This window comes from Microbacterium sp. AG790 (genome assembly GCF_003634765.1).
Lineage (GTDB): Bacteria > Actinomycetota > Actinomycetes > Actinomycetales > Microbacteriaceae > Microbacterium.
On sequence record NZ_RBWZ01000010.1, the window covers coordinates 146,920 to 171,966 of the forward strand.

General features: G+C 70.8%; 24 protein-coding genes. 4 read left to right on the top strand and 20 right to left on the bottom strand.

The annotated features are described in order from the left end of the window. Positions 1–2 precede the first annotated feature (2 nt). From DEU37_RS11800 to DEU37_RS11885, 18 genes are all read right to left on the bottom strand, one after another. Positions 3–1,241: an NAD(P)/FAD-dependent oxidoreductase gene (locus tag DEU37_RS11800; RefSeq protein ID WP_121190855.1), complete on the bottom strand. Its 1,239-nt coding sequence runs from the start codon at positions 1,239–1,241 to the stop codon at positions 3–5. Next, positions 1,238–1,450, bottom strand: coding sequence for a ferredoxin (locus DEU37_RS11805; RefSeq protein WP_036318725.1), 213 nt, complete (start codon positions 1,448–1,450; stop codon positions 1,238–1,240). The genes DEU37_RS11800 and DEU37_RS11805 overlap by 4 nt, the downstream gene beginning before the upstream one ends. Next, complete coding sequence (locus DEU37_RS11810) at positions 1,447–2,712, bottom strand: cytochrome P450 (RefSeq protein ID WP_121190856.1); 1,266 nt, start codon at positions 2,710–2,712, stop codon at positions 1,447–1,449. Before DEU37_RS11810 ends, DEU37_RS11805 begins: the two co-directional genes overlap by 4 nt. Positions 2,713–2,726: 14 nt before the next feature. Further along, positions 2,727–3,521: a coniferyl-alcohol dehydrogenase gene (locus tag DEU37_RS11815; protein ID WP_121190857.1), complete on the bottom strand. Its 795-nt coding sequence runs from the start codon at positions 3,519–3,521 to the stop codon at positions 2,727–2,729. A 145-nt stretch (positions 3,522–3,666) separates the two neighbouring features. Next, complete coding sequence (locus DEU37_RS11820) at positions 3,667–4,125, bottom strand: HtaA domain-containing protein (protein ID WP_121190858.1); 459 nt, start codon at positions 4,123–4,125, stop codon at positions 3,667–3,669. Beyond that, positions 4,122–5,207, bottom strand: a complete 1,086-nt coding sequence (locus tag DEU37_RS11825) for an MBL fold metallo-hydrolase (RefSeq protein WP_121190859.1) — start codon at positions 5,205–5,207, stop codon at positions 4,122–4,124. Before DEU37_RS11825 ends, DEU37_RS11820 begins: the two co-directional genes overlap by 4 nt. Further along, on the bottom strand, positions 5,176–5,850 hold the full coding sequence (locus tag DEU37_RS11830; protein WP_121190860.1) for a GntR family transcriptional regulator: 675 nt from the start codon (positions 5,848–5,850) through the stop codon (positions 5,176–5,178). Before DEU37_RS11830 ends, DEU37_RS11825 begins: the two co-directional genes overlap by 32 nt. Continuing rightward, on the bottom strand, positions 5,804–6,478 hold the full coding sequence (locus tag DEU37_RS11835) for a TetR/AcrR family transcriptional regulator (protein WP_083867933.1): 675 nt from the start codon (positions 6,476–6,478) through the stop codon (positions 5,804–5,806). The genes DEU37_RS11830 and DEU37_RS11835 overlap by 47 nt, the downstream gene beginning before the upstream one ends. A 21-nt stretch (positions 6,479–6,499) precedes the next feature. Continuing rightward, positions 6,500–7,663, bottom strand: coding sequence for a thiolase C-terminal domain-containing protein (locus DEU37_RS11840; RefSeq protein ID WP_121190861.1), 1,164 nt, complete (start codon positions 7,661–7,663; stop codon positions 6,500–6,502). Next, positions 7,660–8,100, bottom strand: a complete 441-nt coding sequence (locus tag DEU37_RS11845; RefSeq protein ID WP_051039469.1) for a Zn-ribbon domain-containing OB-fold protein — start codon at positions 8,098–8,100, stop codon at positions 7,660–7,662. Before DEU37_RS11845 ends, DEU37_RS11840 begins: the two co-directional genes overlap by 4 nt. Further along, on the bottom strand, positions 8,097–8,942 hold the full coding sequence (locus DEU37_RS11850) for a MaoC family dehydratase (RefSeq protein WP_036316788.1): 846 nt from the start codon (positions 8,940–8,942) through the stop codon (positions 8,097–8,099). Before DEU37_RS11850 ends, DEU37_RS11845 begins: the two co-directional genes overlap by 4 nt. Beyond that, entirely contained in the window at positions 8,939–9,988 is a 1,050-nt protein-coding gene (locus DEU37_RS11855) for an enoyl-CoA hydratase/isomerase family protein (protein WP_183043679.1), read from the bottom strand. The genes DEU37_RS11850 and DEU37_RS11855 overlap by 4 nt, the downstream gene beginning before the upstream one ends. Next, positions 9,985–10,899 carry an SDR family NAD(P)-dependent oxidoreductase gene (locus DEU37_RS11860; RefSeq protein WP_036316785.1) on the bottom strand — a complete coding sequence of 305 codons (915 nt, stop codon included), beginning with the start codon at positions 10,897–10,899 and terminating at the stop codon, positions 9,985–9,987. The genes DEU37_RS11855 and DEU37_RS11860 overlap by 4 nt, the downstream gene beginning before the upstream one ends. A 20-nt stretch (positions 10,900–10,919) precedes the next feature. Next, positions 10,920–12,527 carry an AMP-binding protein gene (locus DEU37_RS11865; protein ID WP_121190863.1) on the bottom strand — a complete coding sequence of 536 codons (1,608 nt, stop codon included), beginning with the start codon at positions 12,525–12,527 and terminating at the stop codon, positions 10,920–10,922. A 174-nt stretch (positions 12,528–12,701) separates the two neighbouring features. Then, positions 12,702–14,798 carry an HAD-IA family hydrolase gene (locus DEU37_RS11870; RefSeq protein WP_121190864.1) on the bottom strand — a complete coding sequence of 699 codons (2,097 nt, stop codon included), beginning with the start codon at positions 14,796–14,798 and terminating at the stop codon, positions 12,702–12,704. A gap of 243 nt (positions 14,799–15,041) precedes the next feature. Further along, positions 15,042–17,927 (bottom strand): aminotransferase class III-fold pyridoxal phosphate-dependent enzyme, encoded by a 2,886-nt coding sequence (locus tag DEU37_RS11875; protein ID WP_121190865.1) that lies wholly within the window; start codon positions 17,925–17,927, stop codon positions 15,042–15,044. Positions 17,928–18,095: 168 nt separating this feature from the next. Next, positions 18,096–18,512, bottom strand: a complete 417-nt coding sequence (locus tag DEU37_RS11880) for a hypothetical protein (protein ID WP_121190866.1) — start codon at positions 18,510–18,512, stop codon at positions 18,096–18,098. Positions 18,513–18,568: 56 nt separating this feature from the next. Then, positions 18,569–19,447 carry a LysR family transcriptional regulator gene (locus tag DEU37_RS11885; RefSeq protein WP_121190867.1) on the bottom strand — a complete coding sequence of 293 codons (879 nt, stop codon included), beginning with the start codon at positions 19,445–19,447 and terminating at the stop codon, positions 18,569–18,571. An 83-nt stretch (positions 19,448–19,530) separates the two neighbouring features. Between DEU37_RS11885 and DEU37_RS11890 the strand changes: the two genes are divergently transcribed. The 3 genes from DEU37_RS11890 (at position 19,531) to DEU37_RS11900 (ending at position 22,276) form a co-directional block, all read left to right on the top strand. Then, positions 19,531–20,763 carry an MFS transporter gene (locus tag DEU37_RS11890; RefSeq protein WP_259457271.1) on the top strand — a complete coding sequence of 411 codons (1,233 nt, stop codon included), beginning with the start codon at positions 19,531–19,533 and terminating at the stop codon, positions 20,761–20,763. 22 nt (positions 20,764–20,785) lie between these two features. Then, positions 20,786–21,082: a DUF4190 domain-containing protein gene (locus tag DEU37_RS11895; protein WP_121190869.1), complete on the top strand. Its 297-nt coding sequence runs from the start codon at positions 20,786–20,788 to the stop codon at positions 21,080–21,082. 144 nt (positions 21,083–21,226) lie between these two features. After that, positions 21,227–22,276, top strand: a complete 1,050-nt coding sequence (locus DEU37_RS11900; protein WP_220699844.1) for a zinc-binding dehydrogenase — start codon at positions 21,227–21,229, stop codon at positions 22,274–22,276. A gap of 25 nt (positions 22,277–22,301) precedes the next feature. On the opposite strand, the gene DEU37_RS11905 is transcribed toward DEU37_RS11900, so the two are convergent. Continuing rightward, positions 22,302–22,976, bottom strand: coding sequence for a Type 1 glutamine amidotransferase-like domain-containing protein (locus DEU37_RS11905; RefSeq protein ID WP_121190871.1), 675 nt, complete (start codon positions 22,974–22,976; stop codon positions 22,302–22,304). A gap of 77 nt (positions 22,977–23,053) precedes the next feature. Between DEU37_RS11905 and DEU37_RS11910 the strand changes: the two genes are divergently transcribed. Continuing rightward, entirely contained in the window at positions 23,054–23,479 is a 426-nt protein-coding gene (locus DEU37_RS11910; RefSeq protein WP_121190872.1) for an NUDIX domain-containing protein, read from the top strand. Between the two features lie 25 nt (positions 23,480–23,504). Here the strand turns inward: DEU37_RS11910 and DEU37_RS11915 are convergent, their stop codons facing one another. Continuing rightward, the gene (locus DEU37_RS11915) at positions 23,505–25,025 is read right to left on the bottom strand and encodes an SDR family oxidoreductase (RefSeq protein ID WP_121190873.1); all 1,521 of its coding nucleotides are present in this window, start codon (positions 25,023–25,025) and stop codon (positions 23,505–23,507) included. Positions 25,026–25,047 lie beyond the last annotated feature (22 nt).

Below are 25,047 nucleotides of genomic sequence, written 5' to 3' on the forward strand. Positions count from 1 at the left end.
TTTCAAGAGGCGGGGCTGGAGGAGACGGCGGGATCCGAGATCAGGGCGAGCGCGTCGATCCACGACCCGCCGAGCGCGATGTGACGGCGATACTTCATGACCTTGCGCGGCTCGTTGAGCGTCGCGGCACCGACGAGTCGGTCACCGGAGCGGAAGAGGGCGGCGAAGCGATCGCTGTCGTGGTCGCCGAACACGAACGAGACCTCCTCGGCGTCGGCGGTGCCGACGAACTGGATGCGCGATCCGTACCAGTCGCTCCAGAAGTAGGGCACCGTGACGAACGGCTCGGCATCCTCGGGGAAGAGCGCGTTGACGGCCGCCCGGCGACCCTGGTCCGACGCGCTCGTCCAGTTCTCCAGCCGCGTGGTCGGCGTCACGCCGCCCGCGAGCAGGGCGTTCGGCCACGACACGACATCGCCGGCCGCGTAGACGTCCGGAAGGGAAGTCGCGAGGCGCTCATCGCACAGCACGCCCCCGTCGGGAGCCAACGCGATGCCACTGCCCTTCAGCCAGTCCGTCGCCGGGACGGCTCCGATGCCGACGACCACGACGTCGGCCGGCAGGGAGCGGCCATCGGCGAGGTCGACGGCGCACACGCGACCCGCGACGCCGCGCACCCCCGCCACGGCGGCATCGCACAGCAGGGGAACGCCGTTGCGGGCGTGCAGATCGGAGAACACGCGTCCGAGCTCGGCGCCGACGGCGCGCACGAGGGGAACGGGAGCGCCCTCGACGATCGTGACGTCGACCGCCCGCTCGCGGGCCGACGATGCCAGCTCCGACCCGATGAAGCCGCCTCCGATCACCACGAGCCGGCTTCCCGGCACGAGCGCGGAGCGCAGCAGGTCGGCGTCGGCGCGGGTACGCAGGGTGTGCACGCCCGCCAGATCGTGGCCGAAGGGCAACCGACGCGGGGACGCTCCGGTGGCGACGATCAGGGTGTCGTACCCGACGTCGCCCTGATCGGTGCGGACCACCGACTCCCCGGCATCCAACCCGGTGGCCCTCCGTCCGAGGAGCAGGCGCACCCCGAGATCTTCTCGAATCTGCGCGAGAGACCGGTACTCGACCGGATCCTCCCCCGACGTGAGGAACGCCTTCGAGAGGGTCGGACGGTCGTACGGGGCGTGCATCTCGTCCCCGATGAGAACGATCTCGCCGTCGAAGCCGTGCTCCCGCGCACTCTCCACGGCACGCAACCCGGCGAGTGAGGCGCCGACGACGGTGAGGCGGCGGGTCATGTCTCGCTGTCCTCGATGAGGGTGAGCGCGGCGGCGGGGCACGAGCGGACGGCCTCGCGGACGTCGCGCTCGTCCTCCGGCGACACCTCCTCGCGGTGCAGGATCAGCTGCGCGTCGTCGCCGATCTCGAAATAGTCGGGCGCGACCGACTCGCACAGGCCGATGCTGCTGCACCGCGAACGATCGACGATCACCCGCAGCCCGGTCATGACACCCTCGCCGGCAGGTGCTTGACGCCGTTGATGAAGTTGCCGACGAGGAAATCGGGTTCGCCGACCTCGATGCCGTCGGTGTTGTTCAGCAGCTCGTTGAAGATCGCCCGCAGCTGCGTCTTGGCGACACCGTTGCCGAGGCAGTAGTGCACGCCGCCTCCGCCGAAGCCGACGTGCGGCGAGCGGCCGCGGCGGAGGTCGAACCTCGCGGGGTCGTCGAAGACCGTCTCGTCGCGGTTGCCCGAGCAGTACAGCAGGCCGACCTTGTCTCCCTCGGCGATGGGGACGCCTCGGATCTCGGTGTCACGGGTGGCCGTCCGGGCGAAGGTCATGACGGGCGACGCGTGCCGCACGAACTCCTCGATCGATCCGTTGATGCGCCCGTCGAAGTCCTCCATCAGCCAGTCCCGCTGGTCCGGGTTGGCATCCAGCGACATCACCGTCCGCGTTGTCGTCTGCTTCGTGGTGTCGTTGCCCGCGACGCTCATCAGCACCATGAACGCGCCGATCTCCTCGTCGGTGAGGCGCTTGCCGTCGACCTCGCCCTGCACCAGATCGGTCATGAGGTCGTCCGACGGGTGGCGACGTCGATGGGCCGCCAGTTCCGCCCCGACCTGGTGGAGGAAGAACGCCTGCGATAGGCGGTACGTCACGCTCGTCATCCCTTCCGGAAGCTCGACGGGATCGGAGTCGGACACGAACGCGTCGGCCGCGTGACGCACGGCCTGCTGCTGTTCCTCGGGGATGCCGATGAGATCGCAGACGGTCATCATGGGCAGGAGCGCGGCGACGTCCTCGACGAAGTCGATGTCTCCGGCCCCGCGGACGCGGGCGACGATGTCGCGGGCGCGTTCGGCGATCTTGTCGGTCAGCCGAGCGATCGCCTTCGGCGTGAACGATGCGCCGACCAGCCGACGGTAGATGGAGTGCTGCGGCGGGTCCATCGCGAGGAAGAACGAGGCGAGCTGCTGGATCTCGAGAGGCGAGGGGGCGATGCTCACCCCGAAGCGCGAGACGAAGGTCTCGTTGTCCAGGCTCACGGCCGTGATGTCCTCGGCGCGGGCGAGGGCCCAGAATCCCTGTTCGCCGTGGGTGTCGTAGCCGGGGACCTCGAAGGGCTCGTGCCACGAGACGGGGGCTTCGTGACGAAGCCGCCGGAAGGATTCCTCCCGGACGTCGAAGGGCTTGCTCCAGAAGGCGAGCGAAGAGATGTCGATGTCGGTGGACACCGGGTGCGCGGTGGCGAAGGGTGTGATCATCGTCCGATCTCCGTTCAGTTCGGCGGGGTGAGCTGGAGACGGCCGGCGAGAACGCCGCCGGTCAGTCCGCCGTCGACGGCCAGGGCATGCCCGTTGACCCACCGGGACTCGTCGGATGCCAGGAAGATCACGGGGCCGGCGATGTCCTGAGCGGTCGCGTGCCGACCGACGATCGAGCGGACGCCGTCGAGCAGGTCTTTGCCCATCGACTCCTCGAAGTCACCGAGGATGGGGGTCTCGACGGGACCGGGAAGCACGGCGTTGATGCGGATGCCGCGCTCCAGCAGCGCGATGCCCTGCCCCTGCGTGTAGACCGTGGCCGCCTCCTTCGAGAAGTTGTAGGCGTTGCCCTCCTGCGGGTGGGAGGCGAACCAGGCCGCCCCCTCCTCGAAGGACGTGGTCTCCATGAGTTCGGTCAGCGCGGCGATGCGCGCGGGCCAGCCGTTGCCCGCCGTCGACGACACGATCACGACGGCACCACCGCGCGGCAGCAGCGGGACGACCGCTTCGGTGAGTGCCCGCATGCCGAGGAAATTGACCGCGAACACGACGTCGCCGGGGAGCGTTCCCGGCACGCCTGCGACGTTCAGCAGTGCGTCGTACGAGCCGGAGAGCTGCGCGACAGCGTTGTCGATGCTGGCGGGATCGGCGAGGTCGACGGGGATGTAGCGGGCGACGGCGACGGTGGGCTCGTTCCGATCGAGCGCGGTGACCTCGGCCCCCGCGTCGATGAGCTGTTGCGCGACGGCCGCGCCGATGCCCGACGACGCACCGGTGACGATGACGCGTCTTCCACGAAGAGACGACATGACATTCTCCTGACTGGAGCCGCCTTTGGCTCCGTCTGGGCGGTCCACCGTTGGACCGCATATATGGACGATGTTCGTCTGATATTACTCATGGCGCGTCGAAGCGCAAGAGGTATCTGAGGCCTCGACGGATTCGTCGACCCGATCAGACGAGGCGCACGGGGGCGAGTTCCGTGCCGGGCGCGTACCGGAAGTCGAAGAGCATCGCTCCCTCGAGCCGGAGCGTCGCCGAGAGGGTGCGCGGATCGATGTCGGCGAGCGCGACGCGCTCGACGTCGTGGATGCCGAGGCGTGCCGTCAGGGTCGTACCGGTGGAGCTCTCCTCCAGAGCCGGGTCGAAGACCGCGGCCCGCAGAGCTCCGTGATGAGCGTCGAAGATCACGCCGCCGACGAAGGAACGCCGATTCGTCGCCCCTCCGGCCGCAGGTGGGGCGACGGTCGGGAAGCGCACCTCGGCGCCCACGATCTCTGCGGACCCCACCGCCGTGATCGATCCACCGGCGTCCAGTACATAGCTCCAGAAGCTCGGCTTCACCGCCCAAGCGAGAGACGCACGGGCAGCGGAGTCCGACACCGGGACGGACTGGTCGGCACGCGGGGTCATGAAACGAGGCCGTATCGCGTCGGATCGGTCGAGACAACGGCGACGAGGCCACGCGCCTCCAGGCGCCGCACGTGCGCGAACACCGTTGCCAGAGCCAGGTGCCGGTCAGCCACCGACATCGCTTCCCACGACCGTGACCATGTGAGCGCGGCGGCGGCCTGGCTGACCGAACAGGGACCCCGCTGCCGCAGCACCGACGTCAGAGCCTCGCTGCGGACGGTCTGGTGACCACGCAATGCGTCGATGCGGTCGCCCAGGCCGGTGAACGCGTATTCGTGCCCGGGGAGCACGACATGATCGGCGAAGGCGCGGAGGCGCTCCAGCGCCACGAGGTAGTCGCCGAGCGGGTCGCCGTCGTCCGACGCGCGGTGCAACCCGACGTTGGGGTTGATCGTCGGCAGGATGTGGTCGCCCGTGAACAGGAGCTTCGCCTCGGGGTCGACGAAGCACAGGTGACCGGAGGTGTGGCCGGGGGTATGGACAGCGACGAGCCGGCGAGATCCGACCGCGACGATGTCGCCGTCGCGGAGGTGGTCGTCGGGCAGACACAGCTGCACGCGCAGCAGCGCGCCGACGGCGTGCGACTGCTCCCGCAGCGCGCGGACGAGGTCCGGCCCGGCATCCACGGCAACGAGCCACCGCATCTCGGACTCCGCCGCGACTTCGGGAGGCCGATCGATCATGTCGGCGAGGAACGCCCCCTCGCTCGCGTGGACGGACACCCGGGCACCGGAGAGGTCCCGCAGTCGCGCGGCCATGCCCAGATGGTCGGGGTGGTAGTGCGTGACGAGGATGCGGGTGAGATTGCCGAGGTCCAGGCCGGCATCGGCAGCGCCCGCGCGGAGGGCGTCCATGCCCGCCGGCGTATCGAGACCCGGATCGATCACGACGGCGTCCGAGCCGTCGACGACGAGGTAGGCGTAGGTGAACCGCACGGGGAACATCTCGCACGGCACGGGCACCGCCCACACTCCGGGGGAGAGCTCCACGGTCGGGGGACGGTCGCCGCGGAGCCACGCGTCCGGTTGCGCAGCGTCGACCGCGACGACGTCAGCCACCCGTGCGGTGCTGCGACCAGGCATCCGTCACCCCCATCCGTCCCAGAAGACTCGTCAGGCTCGCCCGCAGGTGCACGGCGGTCGTCTGCATGGCCAGCACCTCGTCGCGGTCGAGAATCGCGTCGACGATGCCGATCTGCTCCGCGAGGGCCTGCAGGAAGCGGGACGCCGACGGGTTCACGCGGCGCACCCGCAGCAGGTGGGCACGAATCGGCGCCAGCGCTCCGATGAGGAAGGGGTTGGCGACCGCGTCGTCCATCGCTTCGTCGAACCGGTCGACGACGGTATAGAAGACGTCGAAGCCGCCGTCGGCGGCCGAGGCGCAGGCCTCCCGCGCGGCCGACAGCTCCCGGCGCAGGCGGGCGAACACCTGCGGATCGTGCCGACGCGCGACGAGCCGCGCGACCTGCACCTCGAGCGCCTCGCGCAGCTCGAACAGCTCCACCACGTTCTCGCTGTCGAACCCCGCCACGACGCCCTGCCCGTCGCGGGACTCGACCAGTCCCGCCGCCGCGAGGCGTCCCAGGGCTTCGGTCACCTCGGCCTCGGACGACTCGAGCCGGAGGGCCAGTACGACGGGGTCGAGCACCTCGCCGGGGCTCAGCTCCCAGGCCTGGATCTCACGGACGAGCTGCTGGAACGCCGGCTCGCTCCCACGACGGATCATCCGACTCCTCCGCCGAGTATGCCCGAAGGCCGGCGATCACCGTGTCCACCAAGCGCTCCGCGTAGCGGGTGCGTTCCCCGACGAACCTCTCGATCGATCGGCCCGGGATCATCAGGTAGTGATTGATGATCGTCCCGCGGACGCTGTCGAACACCAGCGCCGGCGACGCGGTCGGGGGCAGCTCGCCGCGCGCGGCGGCAGCCGCCACGACCGACCGCGCCACGGCCTGCCACTCCATCTGGAACGACGACATCGCCGCCCCCAGGACGTCGGGGAAAATCTTCGCCTCCAGCTGCGCACGCAGCATCACCAGCCCGAGATGCCCCGACAGCGCACCGATCAGGCGCTCGGCGTACGCGATGAGCGTCGCGCGCAGCGGGGTCGACGTGTCGATCTCCATCGGCTCGGCCTCCGGCGCGGCCGCGCGGATCGCCTCGACGAGCAGCTCCTCCTTGCTCGACCATCGGCTGTAGATCGCCGCCTTGCCGACCCGCCCCTTCGAGGCGACCGCGTCGATCGTGAAGCCCGCCCAGCCCGAGTCGGCATACACTTCGAGCGCGGCGAGGAGCACCTTCTCCTTCATCCGCGGGTCGGGGGGTCGACCACGCATCGGCGCGGGCTGGGACATGGACCGAGTATGTCACGGCGGTCAGCCGAGCTCGCGTTCCGAGGAGAGCACCAGGGCGCCGGCGGCCGCGAAGAAGAGGCCGACACCCTGCACGAACCCGACACGGACGCCGTCGATCTGCGCCGCGGCTTCGCCGCGCAGCTGCCGCACCGATTCGAGGATCGCGAACATCCCGTACATGCCGGTGTGCGTGTACGACAGCCCCCCGCCGTTCGTGTTCATCGGCAGGCGTCCGCCCGGACTGGTATGGCCGTCGCGCATGAAGTCCGCCGACTCGCCGTGACCGACGAATCCGAGGTCTTCGAGCCCGTACAGGGGCAGGTGCGCGAACGCGTCGTACACCATCAGGTGGTCGATGTCGTCGTGCCGGATGCCCGCCGTGCGGAAGGCCTCCTGCGACGACAGACGGAAGGAGCGGAACGAGGAGGCGCCGTCCATCTGCGAGATCAGGGGTGACTCCGCCGATTCGCCCGAGCCCTGCAGGTACACCGCGCGCGAGGCCGAGGGCAGATCCGCGGCGCGCTCCGCGGACACGACGACGAGGGCGCCACCGCCGTCGGTCACGACGCAGCACATGTCCTTCGTGAAGGGGTAGGCGACCGGGGATGCCGCCATGACCTCGTCGACCGTGATGGGCTCTTTCTTCAAGGCCCGCGGGTTGCGCTGCGCCCATTCCCGCTGCGCGACGACCGGCTCGGCGAGATCGCGGATATCCATTCCGCGGTCGTGCAGGAAGCGCAGCGCGGGGAGGGTGAACGTCGAGTACGGCGCCAGGGCGCCATACGGCATCTCGAACTGGCCGGGAAGCGATGACGGCGTGCGATTCCAGGGCGGCATCCCGACGCGAGAACGCCCCGACTCGCCGTGGGTAATGAGCACGACATCGGCGGCTCCGCTCGCGATCGCAGCAGCGGCGTGGCGCACGTGGAGCATGAAGCTGCCGCCGCCGACCATCGTGCCGTCGAGATATCGGGGGACGATGCCGAGATAGTCGGACACCTCCATCGCCATCGGGCCCGCCGTGATGATGCCGTCGACGTCGGCGACGGTCAGGCCCGCGTCGCGCAGCGCGTTGAGCGCCGCGTTGGCGTGCAGGTCGAGCATGGACATCCCGGGGAGGCTGCCGAGCTCGTCGGTCTCGGCGGCGCCGACGATGGCGACGGCGCCGCGGTGGATGCCGCTCATGCGCGCACCTCCCCGGCGGAAGCGCCGGACGTGGTCGGCGTGAAGGCAGGGGTGAAGACCGGCAGGACGGCGTCCCCGGCCGCGCGGAAGACCACCTGGAGCGGCATGTCGAGCGCCAGGTGGGCGGGATCGGGCTCGACGTCGACGATGTTGGTCATGAGCGTGGGACCCTCCTCCAGGCGGACGAGCGCGATGATCGGCGAGAGCACGTCGACGTCGGGCAGCGGGCGGTGATTGATGATGTACGACACGAGGGTCGCCCGTCCGCTGGCGTCGAACCACTCGACCTCCTCGTCGGGGTCGAAGGGGCTGTGCGGTCGGGGGTAGAAGAAGCACCGCCCCGTCGTTCGACCGCGCTGCAGACGCAGCACACCCTCACGCACGCCCTCCCAGAACGGCGCGGTGGCCGGCGTCGGCTCGGGTTCGAGGAAGCTCATCGTGCACGCTCCGTGAAGACTCCGCGGCTCAGCACGGCACGACCGTCGACGAGCACCTGGAAGCTGTGCGCGGCGGCATCCGTCCGCCACATCTGCACCTCGAGCTCCGCGCCCGGCAGCACCGGAGCGGCGAAGCGCGCACTCATGGAGCCGAATCGGGACGGGTCGTCGTCGACGAGGCTCAGCAGCGCCCGCCCCGTGAAGCCGTATCCGCACAGACCGTGGAGGATCGGCGTGGAGAACCCGGCCTTCGCCGCGAACGCCGGATCGGAGTGCAGGGGATTGCGGTCACCGCTGAGGCGGTACAGGAGCGCTTGATCGGGGCGCGTGCGCAGGAGCACCACGGCATCCGGCTCCCGCTCGGGCACCGACCATGCTGTCGACGCGCCGCGCGGTCCGCCGAAGCCGCCCTCTCCGCGCACGAAGATCGTCGACGTGGTCTCCGCGACCGCCGCGCCCGTCTCCGGGTCGGTAAAGGATGCGCCGACCACGATCAGCGCATCGTCACCCTTGTCGAGCATCTCGATGACGCGATTCGTGCGGCGCAGCCGCCCCTCCGGGGCAAGGTCGGCATGGAGGGTGACGCTCTGCTCCGCGTGCAGCACCTGGGTCATCGAGAAGTCGCCCAGGTCGGTCCCGCCCCCACCGCCCAGCACCACGGCGAACGTGGGCAGTACCCGCTGCGCGACGCCCGCCGAGTTCTCGGTCGTGTACTCGAGCTCCCGTCGTGGATCGGCGGCTCCGGCACCGACGCCGAGCGCGTAGAGGATCGCATCGGTGCTCGTCCATTCGGCGAAGCCGCCGTCGGTCTGCGTGCCTACGGCATCGAGGTTCAGGGTCATCGTGCGGTCTCCTTCGGCGGGGTGAGCGTGTGAAAGTCCAAGGGGCGACGGGAGCTGTCGAGGAGGGCATCGACATCGGCGGGCACGACGTCCTCCAGGCGCGCCGGCAGCCACCGCGGAACATCGCGGTCGACCAGTCGCGCGCGGATGCCTTCGGCCGTGTCGGCGCGCGCGGAGAGCCCGCTCAGGACCGCGTACTCCCGCTGCAGCGTCTCCCGCAGTGTGAGGGTCGCGGCGCGGCGGACCAACGGCACGGTGACGGCGACGGCGAAGGGGGACATCTCGCGGATGCGCGCGGCCAGCTCCTGAGCATCCGGCGTACCGGCCTCCATCCGGCGGACGATCTCCACGGCGTCACCGCCACCGCAGGCGTCCTCCACCCACGGCGGCGAGGAGACCGGATCCGGTTCGCGCACCAGCCCGCTGTCACGGATGACCGTCCATGGGTCGCGACCCTCGCGCACCCCCGCACCGAGCGCGACGAGGAGGGCGTCGAGGTCGGCGACGAAGACGTCGGCGAACCCGAACGCGATCGCCTCGGATGCCGACATCGTGGCCGAGGCCATCGCCTTCATCACCCCGACTGCGCCCGGTGCCCTCCCGAGCAGACGCGATCCGCCGGCATCGGGGCAGAGACCGATGCGCGTTTCCGGCATCCCGAGTCGCGTGCTGTCGGTCACGACCCGCACGGCGGCGTGCCCGGAAAGGCCCACCCCGCCGCCGAGCACGAGGCCGTGCATGAGAGCGATGACGGGCTTGGGGTACTCCGCGATGAGCGCGTCCAGGGCGTACTCCGTGCGGAGGAAGTCGTCCGCATCGACGTCACCCGCCTGCAGATCGCCCCCGGCGCAGAACCCGCGCCCCCGTCCACGCAGCACGACGCACGCCACGCGGGGATCGCGCATCCACGCGAGGAGGGCGTCGGTGATGATCCGCACCATCTCCGCACTCAGGGCGTTGATGACCTGCGGCCGGTTGAGGGTCACGGTCGCCACGCCGTCCTCGACCTGAGTGAGGACGACGTGGCCGCCGGGGATGCCGGTCACGATGTGAGCTGGGCGGCGAAGATGCTCTTCGGCAGTCCGTCGGCGAGCGGGCGGACGTCGCTTTCGAGCGCCGCGCCGAGCTCGTCGAACGACCACGGGGTGGCGTTGGACACCGTCGCGATCTCTTCCGGATTGGAGTAGAGACCGACCGACCGGCCCTGCGCCGAGAGCACGCGCCCGCTGAGCCACCGCGACCGGTCGCTGGCCAGATACACCGCGAGAGGGGCGATGTTCTCGGGCGACATGTCGGCGTTCGTCGCCATGTCGCCGAGAGACTTCTCGTCGGGCACGGTGGCGGTGAGGCGCGTCGCCGCTCCGGGTGCGATGGCGTTCGCCGTCACCCCGTACCGCGCAAGCCCCTGTGCGAGCGAGTAGGTCAGTCCCACGATGCCCATCTTGGCGGCCGCGTAGTTGGGCTGACCGGGAGAGCCTTGCAGACCCGACACCGATGTGAAGTTGATGATCCGGTAGTCCGCGTCGGGATTGCGCTGTTCCCGGAAGTACGCCGCGGCCGGGCGCACCGTGCTGTAGTGACCGCGCAGGTGCACGCGGATGACGGCATCCCAATCCTCCTCGGAGAGGTTGAAGATCATGCGATCGCGCAGGATGCCGGCGACGTTCACGACGATGTCGAGCTTGCCGAACGTCTCGACCGCCGTCGACACGAGGCGCTCGCCCGTGGCGGTGTCGGCGATATCGCCTCCGTCGGCGACCGCCCGGCCGCCGTTCTGCAGGATCTCGGCCACGATGTCGTGCGCGGGACCGGCGTCACCGCCCACACCATCGGGACTGGTGCCGAGATCGTTGACCACGACCGCGGCGCCCTCCCGCGCGAAGGCTCGTGTGACCGCGGCACCGATGCCGCGCCCGCCGCCCGTGATGACCGCGACTTTTCCGTCCAGAACTCCCATTGTTTCCTCTTCTCTCTGAGTCATCGGATGCCGACGACGACCGTGGTCGGCGGGCGATCCGGGTCGTAGATGTCGCGCAGTTCGCGGCGCTTGACCTTGCCCGCGTCGGTGCGCGGGAAGTCGTCGAGGAACTCATAGCGCCGCGGACGCTTGTACGACGGAAGGTGCCGGCGAGCGTGTTCGTCGAGTTCTTCCCGCAGCGCCTCATCGGGCTCGACGCCCTCGATGACCTGGACGACGGCGACGACACGCTTGCCCCACTCCTCGTCGCGGACACCGATGACGCCGACGTCCTGCACGGACGGGTGCATCAGGAGCGCGGCCTCGACCTCGGCCGGGTAGATGTTGACGCCACCGCTCACGATGAGGTCGCTTCGGCGGTCGAGGAGGTACACGTAGCCGTCGTGGTCCATCATCCCGAGATCGCCGACCGTGACGAGGTCGCCCAGTCGACTCGCCGCCGTCTTCTCCGGGTCGTTGTGGTACTCGAACGGCAGGGTCGCCCGGAAGTAGATCATTCCTTCTTCGCCGGGCGCGGAATCCGTACCGTCCTCACGCTTGATCGCCACGGCGTCCGGCGCAAAGGGCCGTCCCACCGTGCCGGGGCGTTCCTGCCACGTCTCCGGGCTCGCGATGCTGACCAGCCCCTCGGTCGCGCCGAGGTACTCCCACACGATCGGACCGAACCAGTCGAGCATCGCCTTCTTGATCTCGGGTGGGCAGGGCGCTCCCGCGTGGACGATGCGGTGCAGTCCCGACAGGTCGGCCGACGCGCGGCGCTCCGCGGGCAACTGGAGCAGGCGGTGGAAGTGCGTCGGCACCATGTGCGAGTTGGTGACGCCGCTCTCGAACGCATCGAGCACCGCGTCGGCGACGAAGCGCTCGTGGATGAGAACGGTCTGACCGAAGTGCAGGGCCGCGAGGGCGAACCCGCTGGGCGCCGCGTGATAGGCGGGAGAGCAGAGGAGATGCTTCCCGTCGCGCCGGTTGAGGCCGAAGGCGGAGAGCAGGATGCCGTTGAACGCGAGCCCTTCCTCGGGGCTCACATCGGGCAGGACCCGTCGCACGCCCTTCGGGCGCCCGGTGGTGCCGGACGTGTAGCCCATCACCGCGCCGTTGCGACGGTTCTCGGGCGCCTCGGTGCGCTGGTCGGCGCCGAACGCGGCGTAGTCCCCCCAACCGACGAGCTGCTCGCCGATCGAGTAGCGGTGGGCGGGGAGCTGGTCGTCGACATCGAGGAGAGCGGCACCGAGCTCGGCATCCGCGAACAGCACCGCCGCGCCGCTGTCACGGAGGATGTAGAGGATCTCCTCGGGTGTGAGGTGCCAGTTGATCACGAGCGCGTAGGCGCCGATCTGGCCGGTCGCGAGGATGAGCTCGAAGTACTCCCGCTCGTTGTGAACGAGGGCCGCTGCGACGCCGCCCTCGGTCACGCCGATCTTCCGGAGCGCGCGCGACAGCTGGTTGACGCGTGCGCCGAGTTCGCCGAAGGTCGTGGTGCGGCCGCGCTCATCCTCGAGCGCGATCCGGCCGGGCTCGCGGCGAGCCCACTCCCACGCGCCGAGCGGCACCCGCTCGTCGGCGGCGGGCGCGTGCTCCTCGACCGGCTCGACTACCGATGACGTCATGTCTTGATCCCATCCTCTTCGACGGTCTGACTGTCGCATTTATTAACGGACGTTTATCGTCTGTTAGGCACGACCGTAGACCCGAGGGCGCGATGATGTCAATGGTGAACTGTCGGGCGAGTGGGTAGCGCGATCGGGCACCTCAGCCCGCAGGATGCCGCAGATCGCGACCCGTCAGTCGAGCGCGATGATCGGTGCCCCCGCGCCATCGCGGGTGACGTGGATGCCGCTGGCATCGACGACCGTCCACGTCGGCCCCGCCTCGGCGGCGTGGGGGCCGACGCCGATGACGCGCATGCCGGCGGCGAGTCCGGCGGCGATGCCGTTGGCGGAGTCCTCGACCACGATGCAGCGCGCGGCGTCCACCCCGAGCGCCGCGGCGCCGGCGAGGAAGCCCTCGGGATCGGGCTTGCTGCGGCTCACGTCGGCCGCCGCGATCACGACGGGAGGCATCGGCAGCCCGGCAGCCCGCATGCGCGCAGTGGCCAGCTCGGTGGTCGCCGACGTGACCAGTGCGTACGGCACGCCCTCGTGAGCCAGCGCGGCGAGAAGGTCGGCCGCGCCGGGGATCGCCACGACGCCCTCGGTCTGCGCCGTCTCGGCAGCGAGCATCTCGGCGTTCTCGGCGAGGTTGACCTCGTGCGGACGGTCGGGCAGCAGCAGCGCCATCGAGTCCTGGCCCTGCCGACCGTGGATGATCGCGAGCGTCTGCGCCGGATCGACGCCGTGATCGAGCGACCACTGGGTCCAGAGGCGTTCCACCACGGCATGCGAGTCGACGAGAGTGCCGTCCATGTCCAGCAGCACGGCCGACGCAGAGGTCGCGATACGGGGGACGGATGCCGGGACGCGCAGCGCCTCCCACCCGCCGCCGAGCGGCGGCAGGTGCCAGCCGGCGTGGACCGCACCGGACGCGTCACGGCGCACGATCGCGCGATGCGGAGAGGTGGTGTCGACCACGTGCACGAGCACACTGCCGTCGTCGCGGCGCTCCCCGCGTGTGGCAAGGCGCAGGTGGGTGGCATCGGGTGCACCGTCCACGGCCGGGCCCTCGACGGTGATCTCGTGCCAGAACGGGCCGACCGGCAGAGAGCCGACACCGGGCAGGGCGAGGCACCATCCGTCCGCCGCGTCGTCGAGGGCGAGTCCCGCGACGTCGAACGGGTCGGGACTGATCGTGAGCCGGTCACGCTCGGCCCAGCCGTCGCGCGCCGCGTCGAGTGCCGCGGTCGGCGCCGTCGGGGCGGTGTCGGCGCCCGTGGCGGCGGGGGTCGCGGCATCCGCTCCGCCTGCCGCGTCCGCGACCTCGACAGCCGCGACGAACGCCCAGAACGCGCGCAGCGTCGCCTGGGTGTCGAGGGTGGCTCCCTGGTAGGCGATGACCAGGTCGTGGTCGGGCAGCACGAGCGCGAACTGGCCGAACGCGCCGTCGAGCCGGAACCCGTGGCGGCCGCGCCAGACCTGGTAGCCGTAGCCGAGGGCCCAGTCGTTGACCTCGCCGTCGGCGGCGATCGGCCCCTCGAACACCGAGGTATCCGACCAGGGACGCGACATCTCCTCGACATACCAGGCCGGCGCGACCTGCACACCGTCGACCACGCCGCCGGCGTTCAGCATGATGGCCGTGCGAGCGAGATCGTCCACGGTCAGGTGGAAGCCCGAGGCGCCGTGCTCGATGCCGCCGTACGGTGACATCCACCGCTCCCCGATACCGAGCGGGTCGAGCAGCCGCGGGCGCAGGTAGGCGGTGAGCGGCTCCCCGGTGAGGGCGGTGACGATCGCGGACAGCGTGTGCGTGGCCGGGGAGTTGTACGCGAAGTGTGTGCCGGGAGCGAACGCGGGCTCTTCGCGCAGCAGGACGAGCGGATCGGTGCCGATGCGCTCGATCTGCTCGGCCGAGTGGCCCGTGTTCATCGTGAGCAGATGACGCACCGTGATACCGTGCGGGTTCTCCTCCCCCACGTGCAGACCCGCAGAATCGTCGAGGCCCAGCAGCCGCTCGTCGGCGAGGAAGCCGATCGCCAGCGCCGTGTACGTCTTGGATGCCGAGTACACGAGCGCCGGCCGCTCCAGCCGGTACGGCGCCCACGCGGTCTCGAAGGCCACCTCGCCGTGGCGGGCGACCAGCAGCGCGTGCGGGTCGAGACCCTCCGCGGCGAGGCGCTCGGCGAGCGCCAGCACGGCGGCTTCGGGGATGCCGAGGTGCTCCGGGGCCCGACGGGCGAGGGGGCGGAACGACGGGGAACGACGGGACTGCGGCGAGGAAGTCATCTCCTCCACTCTACGAGCGCCGCTGTGACACGCGGACGAGAAGCGCCATCGACTCCGGCACGCCACGGATGCCGGGCCGCAAGCCCGCCAACCCCGGAATCGGTGTCGCAATCCGCGGCTTCGCGCCGAGTCGGTGTCGCAATCCGCGGCTACCGCTTGATCGATGCCGCAGAACGCGACCCCGATTCGGCGGCGGGCGGCGGGCGGGGCGGGCGGCGGGCGAGGCGGCGGGCGGCGGGGCGCTCAGCGGCGCAGCGAGCTGAGCACGGCGTCGAGGGCGGCGACGAACCGGCGCGCATCGACCTCGGTGAGCACGAGGGGCGGTTTCACCTTCAACACGTTCTGCCGTTCTGAGGCGGCCTGCACGATGAACCCGTGTCCGAGCAGCAGATCGCACACGCGCGCCGCCTCGTCGCGCGCGGGCTCGAGCGTCTCGCGGTCACGCACCAGCTCGATACCGAGATACAGACCCGCCCCGTGGACGGTGCCGATGAGCGGATGCCGAGGCATCAGCGCCCGCACCCCCTCGGCGATGATGGCGCCGACCCGCGCTGCGTTCTGCGACAGGTTCTCCGCGTCGATGATGTCGAGGATCGCCGAGCCCGCGACCGCACTGACGGGGGTGCCACCGGCCGAGGAGAAGAACGTTCCTTCGCGGGCGAGGGCATCGACGATCTCGCGGCGCGTGATGACGGCGCCGAGGGGGTAGGCGTTACCCGCCGCCTTCGCCACCGAGACGACGTCGGGCACGAGCCCCTGCATCGTGCTCCCCCAGAACGAGGATCCCAGGCGTCCGTAGCCGACCTGCACCTCGTCGGCGATCACCAGGCCGCCGTACGCGCGCACCGCGTCGGCGACGGCGGTGAGATACCCGGCCGGCGGGATGACGCCGCCGGCGTTGCCGAGCACGGGTTCGCAAATGAAGGCGCCCGCGGGGCGGCCCTCGTCGGCCAGGGAGCGCGCGAGGTCGGCGACCTCGCGCGCGTAGGCGGCCCCGGCATCCGGTCCGCGGTGACGGCCGCGATAGGCGTTCGGCGCGTCGACGAGGTGCACCCAGTCGGGACGCGAGTCGGCGGCGTGCGGGTTGTCGAACGCCGAGGTGCTGACCGCGTCGGCGGCGCTCGTCCAGCCGTGATAGCTCTCGCGCACGGCGATCACGTCGCGCCGGCCGGTGGCGACGCGGGCGAGCGTGAGGGCGAGGTCCACCGCTTCCGACCCGCTGTTGACGGGGATGACGGTGTCGAGCGACGGGTCGGGGCTGTGCGCGAGCAGTCGCGCGGTGAACTCGGCGAAGGCGTCGTAGAGGAAGCGCGAGTTGGTGTTCAGCAGGTGCAGTTGCCGGGCGATGCGGTCGGCGAAGACGGGATGAGCGTGTCCGATCGCCGTCACGTTGTTGACGAGGTCGACGTAGGCGCGCCCCTGCGTGTCGATGAGGAGGGCGCCCCAGCCGCGCTCGATCTGCGGCGGCTCGGCGTAGAAGCGTTCGGCGGCGGCGCCGATCGCCTCCTCGCGCACCCGTCGGGCGTGCCGCGTCGCCCGCACCGGATCGGCCACGCGATCGGTGCCCAGGATCGCCGACGGGTCTGCCGCGCCCGGGGTCTCGGCTTCGCCCTCGGCATCCGTGAATGCCGCGTCGGCGGCGGCCTCACGCAGACGACGGGTGATGCGCAGGCGGCCGAGTCCCGGTTCGAGCTCGGCGACGCGACCGAGCGGGGCGCCGGGGTGCACGGTGCGCTCCGGCGCCGTCTCGACGACCAGACCCTCGATCCGCAGCACCACGCCGGCATCGCGCAGCTCGACCGCGGTGGTGTCGACGGTCAGGATGCCGCCGAACGGCGCGACCGCCTCGGCACCCGGACGGGTCCACAGCTCGACGCACCGCGCACGGGTGGCAGCCGGCCGCGTCGTGTCGCTCGACACGCGGCTCAGTCGGCTCTCGCCGTAGCGCAGCACCGCGACGGGGGCGGCGGCGAGCGCGTCGCGGACGAGCTCCTGCTCGATCCCGGGAACCGTCCAGCGGCCGCGATCGAGGTGCGCGCTGCGGATGCCGAGGTCCACGGCGGCCGCGGCATCCAGCTGCGCCAGGACGGGACGGTAGGCGAGGCCCGCGCGGTGCGGACGGCCCGTGGCCAGGCGCAGCTGCGCCGTCACCTCGGCGGACGGTACCCGGGCCGTCCGCGCGAAGACCTGCCACTCGTGCTCGACCCGCTCGCGCGCGTAATCGTTGCCCGGGTCGATGCGCAACTGGCTCCAGCCGCTGACGGCGAGCACGGCGCCGCGGAGCACGACCAGCGGCCAGAGCGCCTCGATCTCGGCATCCGCGAGGCGCGCGCGCTGATCGAAGCCCGTGACGGCGCGGCCGACGATCGCGAGGTCGTCGGTGCGGCCCATGAGGTCGGCGAGCAGCATCGCCAGCTCGGCGGCACGCCACGACGTCGCGACATCGCCGAGGTCGATCACCCAGTGCCGCCCGCGCCGGTCGCGCATGACGTTGTCGGCGGTGAGGTCGCCGTGGATCACCTGGCGCGGAAGATGGGCCGCGACGGCGTCGAGCTCGGCGGCGGCGCGACGGGCGGCGCCCAGGCACTGCTCGCGACGGTCGTCGGGGAGGTCGTCGATGAGCTGCTCGACGACGGCAAGGGCGTTGCCGAGCTCCCACTGCAGGTTGCGGTCGGTGTCCTCGGCATCCATTCCGGCGAGAACGTCGGCGACCTCGGCGACCAGCTCGCCCAGCTCCTCGGCCTGGGCGCCGTCGGCGTCGGTGATGTCGGACAGCGGCTCGCCGTCGACGATCTGGAAGCCGGCCACCCGAGAGACCTGCCCGTCGCCGCAAACGATCTGCGTCGTGCGGGCGCCGGATGCCGTCGTCAGCACCTCCGGGGTGAGCAGTCCCTCGGCGCGCAGGCGATCGGAGGCCGCGATGTGCAGGTCGACGGCGAACGCGTCGACCGTCGGGTGGAAGATCTTGACGAGAATGCCCGTTCCGTCGGCGCCGCGCACGAGGACGTTGCGGTCCTGCTGACTGCCCAGCTCGGTGAGCTCGCCGTCGACACCGTAGTCGCGCCGCGCGAGCGCGCGGACCTCGTCGAGGTCGACCTCGGGTCGGGCGAGCAGCCAGTTGTCGGTCATCGGGTCACGTCCTTCGGGAGAGGGCGGTCGAGCGGAGGTTCCGCCGGTGCGCGCCGCGCGGGCACCACGATTCTGGCGGATGCCGCGGCATCCGTGTGTCCGAATCAGCCCCGTCGACCGGTCATCCCGTCCGCCCGTCGATTCCGAGGCCGTGGGGCCTGGCCGCGACTACTGCACCGTCCACCAGGCGATGTCGACGAGACAGAGCTCGCCGCCGACCTCCCGGTAGAAGACGTCGCCCGGATACTGCGCACCCGCGATGACGCTCGACGTCGGCAGTGAGAGGTTGATGCTCCACGTCGGATCATGAGGGGCCATCTCTGGCCAATGAGCGGCGACGAACCGCTCGGGTTCTTGAGCGGTGAGCCCCTCCCAGTCCGCCGGGTCACGGAGGTCGGGGCCGGACCCTGCACAGACGAGCCCCTCAGCCTCTCCCGCCGCCGCAGCCACGATCAGCCTCTGCGTGGTGTCGATGACATGCGCGCCGTCGGCTCCCCAGATGAGCTCGTTCATCGTGCAGCCGCTGAGCCCCACCGCGAGCGATGCACTCAAGCCGACGACGACAATCCTCCGCACCGGCGTCATGCCGCCAACTGTATCGACGACGGATGCGCACCACCATGCCCTGTCCCGCGACCCCCTCACCGCTCCCGCAGCGCGGCGACCAGCTCCTTCGCGTAGCGGGCACCCTGGGCGGTGGTGCTCCAGGCGATGCCGATCGCACGCACGCGCTGCGGCTCCAGGGGGAGATAGACCACTCCCGGGTCGTCGCGGCCCGGTGTGCGCGGCAGGATCGAGACCCCGAGTCCGCCGGCCACGAGGCTGCGCATCGTGTCGATCTCGCTGCTCTCGAAGGTCACGTTCACGGCGACGTCGGCCTCATCCAAGATCCCGGTGACCGCCGTCCGCAGCTCCGCGATGCGCGAGAAGCCGATGAAGTCGCGCCCTGCCAGTACACGCACATCGACCGGGCCGGATGCCGCCGCGAGCGGATGGCCCGCGGGGACGGCGATGCACAGCGGCTCTTCGGCGAGCGGCTGCCATCCGATGTCGTCGGAGGTCGCGGAGGTTGCGAGCGGTGCCGTGCTCAAGGCGACGTCGATCGTGTCAAGGGTGAGCCAGCCGTAGAGGTCGCGGGCGAAGCCCTGACGCAGCGAGACCCGCACGTCGGGTCGCAGTGCGCGGAAGCGCTGGATGACGTCGGGGACCATCCACCGCGCCACCGAGTGCAGGAACCCGACGCGCAGCAGGCGCCCCTCGTCGGCGATCAGTTCCGCGTGACGGCGGGCCGACTCGACCGCGTCGAGGATGCCTGCCGCGTCGGCGCGGAAGGCGAGGCCATTGGCGTTCAGCTCGAGCCGTTTGCCGTGTCGGGCGAACAGCGCCATCCCGACCTCGTCTTCGAGTCGCGCGAGCGCGCGTGACACGTTCGACTGGTTGACGCGCAGTTCCGCGGCGGTGTCGCGCGTGTTCTGCGTCTCGGCCAACGACAGGAAGATGCGGAGGGTCTGCTCGTCCATGACACCAATTATGCGCTGAACGCATCAAAAGCGGCTTTCGTTTCATTTCCGGCCCGACTGTGCGCGGGACGACGATGGTCCGCATGGCCGTCACCCTGCTCGATCGCACCCCCACCGGGTCGATCGCGCGCATCGCCGCAGGCACCCCCTCCTACCGACGCGTCGTGGGCCTGCTCGCCGCCGGCGGTCTCGCGAACTTCGCGATCATCTACTTCCCGCAACCGTTGCTGCCGTCGATCGCTGCGTCGTTCGGGGTGGATGCCGGCGCCAGCGGACTCGCGATCTCGGCGACGACCGCGGCCATGCTCCTCGGCCTGCTGCTGTCGGCCCCGCTGTCCGATCGCATCGGGCGGGTGTCAGCGATGAGCGGATCGCTCGTGATCGCCGGCATCCTCTCGGTGGCGTGCGCGTTCGCACCCACGTGGGAGGCCTTCCTCGCCCTCCGCGCCGCGGGGGGCCTGGCACTGGCGGTGCTGCCGGCCGTCGCGCTCGCGTACCTGCGGGACGCCGTCCGCGACGACGCCCACGGGCGCGCAAACGCGCTCTACATCTCCGGCACGGCGCTCGGCGGCGCCGTGGGCCGCCTCGCGCCGCTGCCGCTGGCCGCCCTCGGCGGCTGGCAGCTCGTGAGCACCGTGCTCGGTGCGCTGAGCGTCATCGTCGGCGTGCTGGTCTGGTTCGCGCTCCCCCGCGACGGCGCGGCACCGCTGCCCCTGCGGATCGGCGACCTGCTCGGCGGCACGGTCGCCTCCCTCCGCGACCCCGTCATCCTCGCCGTGTGTGTGGCCGGCGCGCTCGCGATGGCCACCTTCGTCGGGCTGTACAACGCGGTTCCGTTCCGCCTCGATGGCCCGCCGTTCTCGCTCGGCGCGGCAGAGGTGTTCGTCTACTTCGCCTACCCCCTCGGCATCCTCGCGCCGGGCCTGTTCCACCGGATCTCGAGACGCCTCGGCCGCGCGGTCACCTCGCTGCTGGGCGCGCTCGCGATGCTCGCCGCGACCGGCCTGGTGTTCTGGCCGAACGTCATCGCGGTGTTCGCGGGTCTCGGACTTCTGACGGCGGCCTTTCTCGGAACACACTCGATCCTCAGCGGGTGGGTCGTCGCGCGCGCTCAGGCGGTGGGGCGCAGCACCTCGCGGGCATCGAGCGCCTACCTGCTGACCTATTACCTCGGCAGCACGGTGTCGGGCGCGGCATCCACGCACCTGTTCGCGAGCGCCGGCTGGACGGCCGTCGTCCTCCTCGCGGCGGGGCTCACGACGCTGTGCGCGGCGCTCTTCCTCGCGCTGCGGCTGCGAGGTTCAGCCGGAACATAGTGCCGCGTGCGAAAACGGCCCTATGGATGAACCCGAACACACGTCTCATCACCCCTCCGGCGCCGAGGCGTCAACCCCTGCGCCGGCTCCGCGGCTGCCCTTCAGTCAGCTCGCCATCTGGGGTTTCGTGATCTCCTGCGTGAGTCTGTTCGTGTTCGGGTTTCTCGGAACCGTAGGCGCGATCATCTCAGCGCAGGGCGCCCGGGCGGCGATACGCGGACGTGCGAGAGGCAAGGGCTTGGGACTGGCCGGCTTCGCCATCGGCGCGGTGGCGTTCCTCTACTGGGCGATCGCGTTCATCGTCACCCGCTCCCACTGAGTTTTTCGACCAGCATCCCCCTTATCTGCTCACGACGAGAAAGAACGGCTGACCAGCGGTTCTGCACGGGAGCGCGACCCTGCGGCACCCACTCCTGGGCGCGGGGTGTGAGAGAGGGCCGGGCGGATGGCGTGAAATGGACTCATGCGAGCAACCGTCATGTTCGGCGCCGGAGACGTCCGCGTCGAGAACGTCCCCGATCCCGTCATCCAGCAGCCGACCGATGCGGTCGTGCGGATCGTCCGCGCGTGCGTCTGCGGTTCGGACCTGCATCCCTATCACTCGATGGGCGACAGTGCGACGGGCCGCCGCATGGGGCACGAGCTCATCGCCGTCGTCGAGGAGACCGGCGCCGACGTCACCACGGTGCACCCCGGTGACTTCGTCGTCGTACCCTTCGTCTACTCCGACAACACGTGCGTCTTCTGCCGCGAGGGCTTCCAGACTTCCTGCCAGCACGGCGGCTTCTACGGCACCGGGCGGGTCGGGGGTCTGCAGGCCGAGCGCGCCCTCATCCCCCAGGCCGACGGCACGCTCGTGGTGGTTCCGGGCGTCGACCCCGACACGGCATCCGACTCCCTGCTGGCGTCACTGCTGACGCTGTCGGACGTCTACCTGACGGGCTATCACGCCGCACACCTGGCCCGCGTGCGGCCCGGTCAGACGGTCACCGTCGTCGGCGACGGCGCCGTGGGCCTGTCGGCGGTGCTCGCCGCGCGCACTCTCGGGGCGGAGCGCATCATCCTCATGGGCCGCCACACCGACCGCACCGACCTGGGCGTCGAGTTCGGCGCCACCGATGTCGTCGCCGAGCGCGGCGCGGAGGGCATCGCGCGGGTGATGGATCTCACCGACGGTGAGGGCAGCCACGTGGTGATCGAGGCGGTGGGCCACATGCCGGCGTACGAGCAGTCGTACGGTGTCGTGCGCCCCGGTGGGGTCATCTCGCGCGTCGGCGTTCCGCAGTACGAGAGCGCGCCCGTGGGCTTCGCGTCGCTGTTCGGCAAGAACATCACCCTGACCGGCGGCGTCGCCCCCGTGCGCGCGTACCTCGAGGACGCCATTCCGCTGGTGCTGGACGGCACGATCGAGCCCGGTCGCGTGTTCGACCGGATCATGCCGCTCGACGACGCCCCGGCCGCCTACGCCGCGATGGACTCCCGCGAGGCGCTGAAGGTGATGCTGACGGTCTGAGCAGTAGGAGCGCCCGGCGGCAGGCTCACCCGTTGAGCAGCTCCCAGTTGCCCTCGGAGATCACGTCGACCACGCCGTCGACGACACGGATCGCCGTCTGGTCGTCGATCGCGTAGGCACGGCCGCGGATGCCCTCCGCCCACCGGTGGGCCGCGGCGGTCGTGTTCCCCGTCCAGCCCGGGTAGTCCAGGTGCGGGAAGATCGAGAAGTCGACCAGCCCCAGCGTCTGGTCGGTGCCACCCGGATGCCGGTCCACGAACTCCGGCCCCACGCGCGGCGTCAGGGCCATGCTGCCCGCGCTGATGCCGACCCACACGGTGTCGTGCAGCTCCGGCAGGAGGTCGGCCAACCCCGAGGTGCGGATCCACTCGGCCAGGTACACCGCTTCGCCGCCGTCGACGAGCAGCGCATCGGCCGCGCGCACCCACGGCATCCATCGCTCGGGCGCGATCGTCGGCAGGGCGGTGAGCTCGAGCACCCCCACGGAGCGCCAGCCGAGCTCGACGGGACTGTGGATGCCGCCCAGCCACCGCCCCGCCGTCGAACGCCACACCGTCTCGGGCGAGCACAGCGGCTGGCCCCACTGCGCCGTCGGGATGAACAACGCGGAACTGTCGGCGATGGGTGTGCCGAGCATGTCTTCGAGCGCGGTGCGGATGCTGTCGTTGGTGACCCCGCCCGAGGTCAGCAGAAGCTTCATGCTCCCAGTCAACCGTCGGCGGCGGTCCACGACCAGGGGGTGTCGGGGGACGCACATCGGAGTGTTAGCGTGCGAGGGTGACCTCGACGCCGCCGCATCCCGACTCCGCGACTTCCCGCTCGATCCGTGTCTCTGCCGCCGTGATCACCGACGCCGACGGACGGCTGCTGCTCGTGCGCAAGGCCGGGACGAGCGCGTTCATGCAGCCGGGCGGCAAGCCGGAGGCGGGCGAGGATGCCGCACAGACGCTCATCCGCGAGCTCGCCGAGGAGATCGGGCTGCGCCTGAGTGGTGCCGACCTCACCCCGCTCGGCGAGTTCACCGCCCCCGCCGCCAACGAGCCGGGTTTCGCCGTCGTGGCGGACGTCTTTCGCGTCGACATCGGCGACCAGCAGCCGGTGACGGATGCCGAGATCGAGGAGCTGCGCTGGGTCGACCGCGCCGCGGCATCCGCTCTGGAGGTCGCGCCCCTCGCGGCGGCCTACTTCCTGCCGGAGGCCTGAGCGCCTCCGACCGAAGCCGACCGGCTCACCATGAGCTCTTGCGGTAGTCCTTGAGGAAGATGCCGAAGAGGTCTTCGCCCGCCTCACCGCGGACGATCGGGTCGTAGACGCGCGCGGCGCCGTCGACGAGGTCGAGCGGGGCGTGGAAGCCCTCCTCGGCGAGCCGCACCTTCGTGTAGTGCGGGCGCTCGTCGGTGATCCACCCCGTGTCGACGGCCGTCATGAGGATGCCGTCGGTCTCGAACATCTCGCGCGCGCTCGTGCGCGTGAGCATGTTGAGGGCCGCCTTCGCCATGTTGGTGTGCGGGTGTCCGGGGCCCTTGTAGCCACGACCGAACACGCCCTCCATCGCCGAGACGTTCACGACGTACTTTCGCCGCGCCGGAGAGGCCGCCATCGCGGGACGCAGACGCGAGACGAGCAGGAACGGCGCCGTCATGTTCGCGAGCTGCACCTCGAGCATCTCCAGCGGCTCGACCTGCTCGACCGACTGCGTCCAGCTGTTGATGTGGTTCTCATCGGGGATGAGGCCGCCGGCGTCGATCGCGGTGCCCGCCGCGAGACGCTCGAGCGACGACGATCCGGCGGCCATCGCCTCGGCGGTGAGCTCTTCGGCCGTGCGCGCGGCGGCTGCGAGGATCGGATGACTCGACACCGACTGGGCCAGGGCGAGCGGGTGGGCGTCGTTGGTGTGGCCGAAGGTCAGCAGTTCGGGCAGCGGGCCCTGCGGCAGCGGCGCGAGCTCGGCATCCACGAGCGGCTTGTACGCCCCGGCGGAGCGGCGCACGGTCTGCGCCGCGTTGTTGATGAGGATGTCCAGCGGTCCGTCGGCGGCGACGGCATCCGCGAGGCCGATGACCTGGGCGGGGTCGCGCAGGTCGATCCCGACGATCTTGAGCCGGTGGATCCAGTCGCCGCTGTCGGGCAGTGCCGAGAAGCGGCGGACGGCGTCGCGCGGGAAACGCGTCGTGATGGTCGTGTGGGCGCCGTCGCGCAGCAGCCGCAGCGCGATGTACATGCCGATCTTCGCGCGGCCTCCCGTGAGCAGGGCACGACGGCCGGTGAGGTCGGTGCGGGCGTCGCGCTTGGCGTGGCTCATCGCCGCGCAGTCGGGGCACAGCTGGTGGTAGAACGCGTCGACGGTCGTGTACTGCTCTTTGCAGATGTAGCAGGCGCGCGGCTTGATGAGCTCGCCGGCGGTCGGTGCTGCTGAGCGCGCCGCGAGCGGGATGCCGCGGGTCTCGTCGTCGATGCGGTCTGGTGCACCCGTCGCGGTGGCGGCGACGACCGCACGGTCGGCGTCGGCGATGCGCTGACGCTTCTCCTTGCGCGACATGCGCTTGACGTCCTTGTACATCTTGCCGGTCTGCCGGCGCAGGGCGATGTAGGTGGGGTCGTCCCGATCGAGCAGGGATGCCGCGTCGATGACGCGCAGCGCGATCTCCAGCTCGTGGGGGTCGATCGTGACGGGCGTCGAAGCCAGGGCCGGGGTCGCCGCATCGTCAGGGTCGGGCGTGATCTCGGTGTCTGCAGGCGTTTCGGGCACGGGGGATTTTATCGGACGCGGC

Bases quoted from the DNA above. Each gene is read 5' to 3' on its own strand.
- DEU37_RS11800 (WP_121190855.1), bottom strand. From the start codon at position 1,241: ATGACCCGCCGCCTCACCGTCGTCGGCGCCTCACTCGCCGGGTTGCGT.
- DEU37_RS11805 (WP_036318725.1), bottom strand. From the start codon at position 1,450: ATGACCGGGCTGCGGGTGATCGTCGATCGTTCGCGGTGCAGCAGCATC.
- DEU37_RS11810 (WP_121190856.1), bottom strand. From the start codon at position 2,712: ATGATCACACCCTTCGCCACCGCGCACCCGGTGTCCACCGACATCGAC.
- DEU37_RS11815 (WP_121190857.1), bottom strand. From the start codon at position 3,521: ATGTCGTCTCTTCGTGGAAGACGCGTCATCGTCACCGGTGCGTCGTCG.
- DEU37_RS11820 (WP_121190858.1), bottom strand. From the start codon at position 4,125: ATGACCCCGCGTGCCGACCAGTCCGTCCCGGTGTCGGACTCCGCTGCC.
- DEU37_RS11825 (WP_121190859.1), bottom strand. From the start codon at position 5,207: ATGCCTGGTCGCAGCACCGCACGGGTGGCTGACGTCGTCGCGGTCGAC.
- DEU37_RS11830 (WP_121190860.1), bottom strand. From the start codon at position 5,850: ATGATCCGTCGTGGGAGCGAGCCGGCGTTCCAGCAGCTCGTCCGTGAG.
- DEU37_RS11835 (WP_083867933.1), bottom strand. From the start codon at position 6,478: ATGTCCCAGCCCGCGCCGATGCGTGGTCGACCCCCCGACCCGCGGATG.
- DEU37_RS11840 (WP_121190861.1), bottom strand. From the start codon at position 7,663: ATGAGCGGCATCCACCGCGGCGCCGTCGCCATCGTCGGCGCCGCCGAG.
- DEU37_RS11845 (WP_051039469.1), bottom strand. From the start codon at position 8,100: ATGAGCTTCCTCGAACCCGAGCCGACGCCGGCCACCGCGCCGTTCTGG.
- DEU37_RS11850 (WP_036316788.1), bottom strand. From the start codon at position 8,942: ATGACCCTGAACCTCGATGCCGTAGGCACGCAGACCGACGGCGGCTTC.
- DEU37_RS11860 (WP_036316785.1), bottom strand. From the start codon at position 10,899: ATGGGAGTTCTGGACGGAAAAGTCGCGGTCATCACGGGCGGCGGGCGC.
- DEU37_RS11865 (WP_121190863.1), bottom strand. From the start codon at position 12,527: ATGACGTCATCGGTAGTCGAGCCGGTCGAGGAGCACGCGCCCGCCGCC.
- DEU37_RS11870 (WP_121190864.1), bottom strand. From the start codon at position 14,798: ATGACTTCCTCGCCGCAGTCCCGTCGTTCCCCGTCGTTCCGCCCCCTC.
- DEU37_RS11875 (WP_121190865.1), bottom strand. From the start codon at position 17,927: ATGACCGACAACTGGCTGCTCGCCCGACCCGAGGTCGACCTCGACGAG.
- DEU37_RS11880 (WP_121190866.1), bottom strand. From the start codon at position 18,512: ATGACGCCGGTGCGGAGGATTGTCGTCGTCGGCTTGAGTGCATCGCTC.
- DEU37_RS11885 (WP_121190867.1), bottom strand. From the start codon at position 19,447: ATGGACGAGCAGACCCTCCGCATCTTCCTGTCGTTGGCCGAGACGCAG.
- DEU37_RS11890 (WP_259457271.1), top strand. From the start codon at position 19,531: ATGGCCGTCACCCTGCTCGATCGCACCCCCACCGGGTCGATCGCGCGC.
- DEU37_RS11895 (WP_121190869.1), top strand. From the start codon at position 20,786: ATGGATGAACCCGAACACACGTCTCATCACCCCTCCGGCGCCGAGGCG.
- DEU37_RS11900 (WP_220699844.1), top strand. From the start codon at position 21,227: ATGCGAGCAACCGTCATGTTCGGCGCCGGAGACGTCCGCGTCGAGAAC.
- DEU37_RS11905 (WP_121190871.1), bottom strand. From the start codon at position 22,976: ATGAAGCTTCTGCTGACCTCGGGCGGGGTCACCAACGACAGCATCCGC.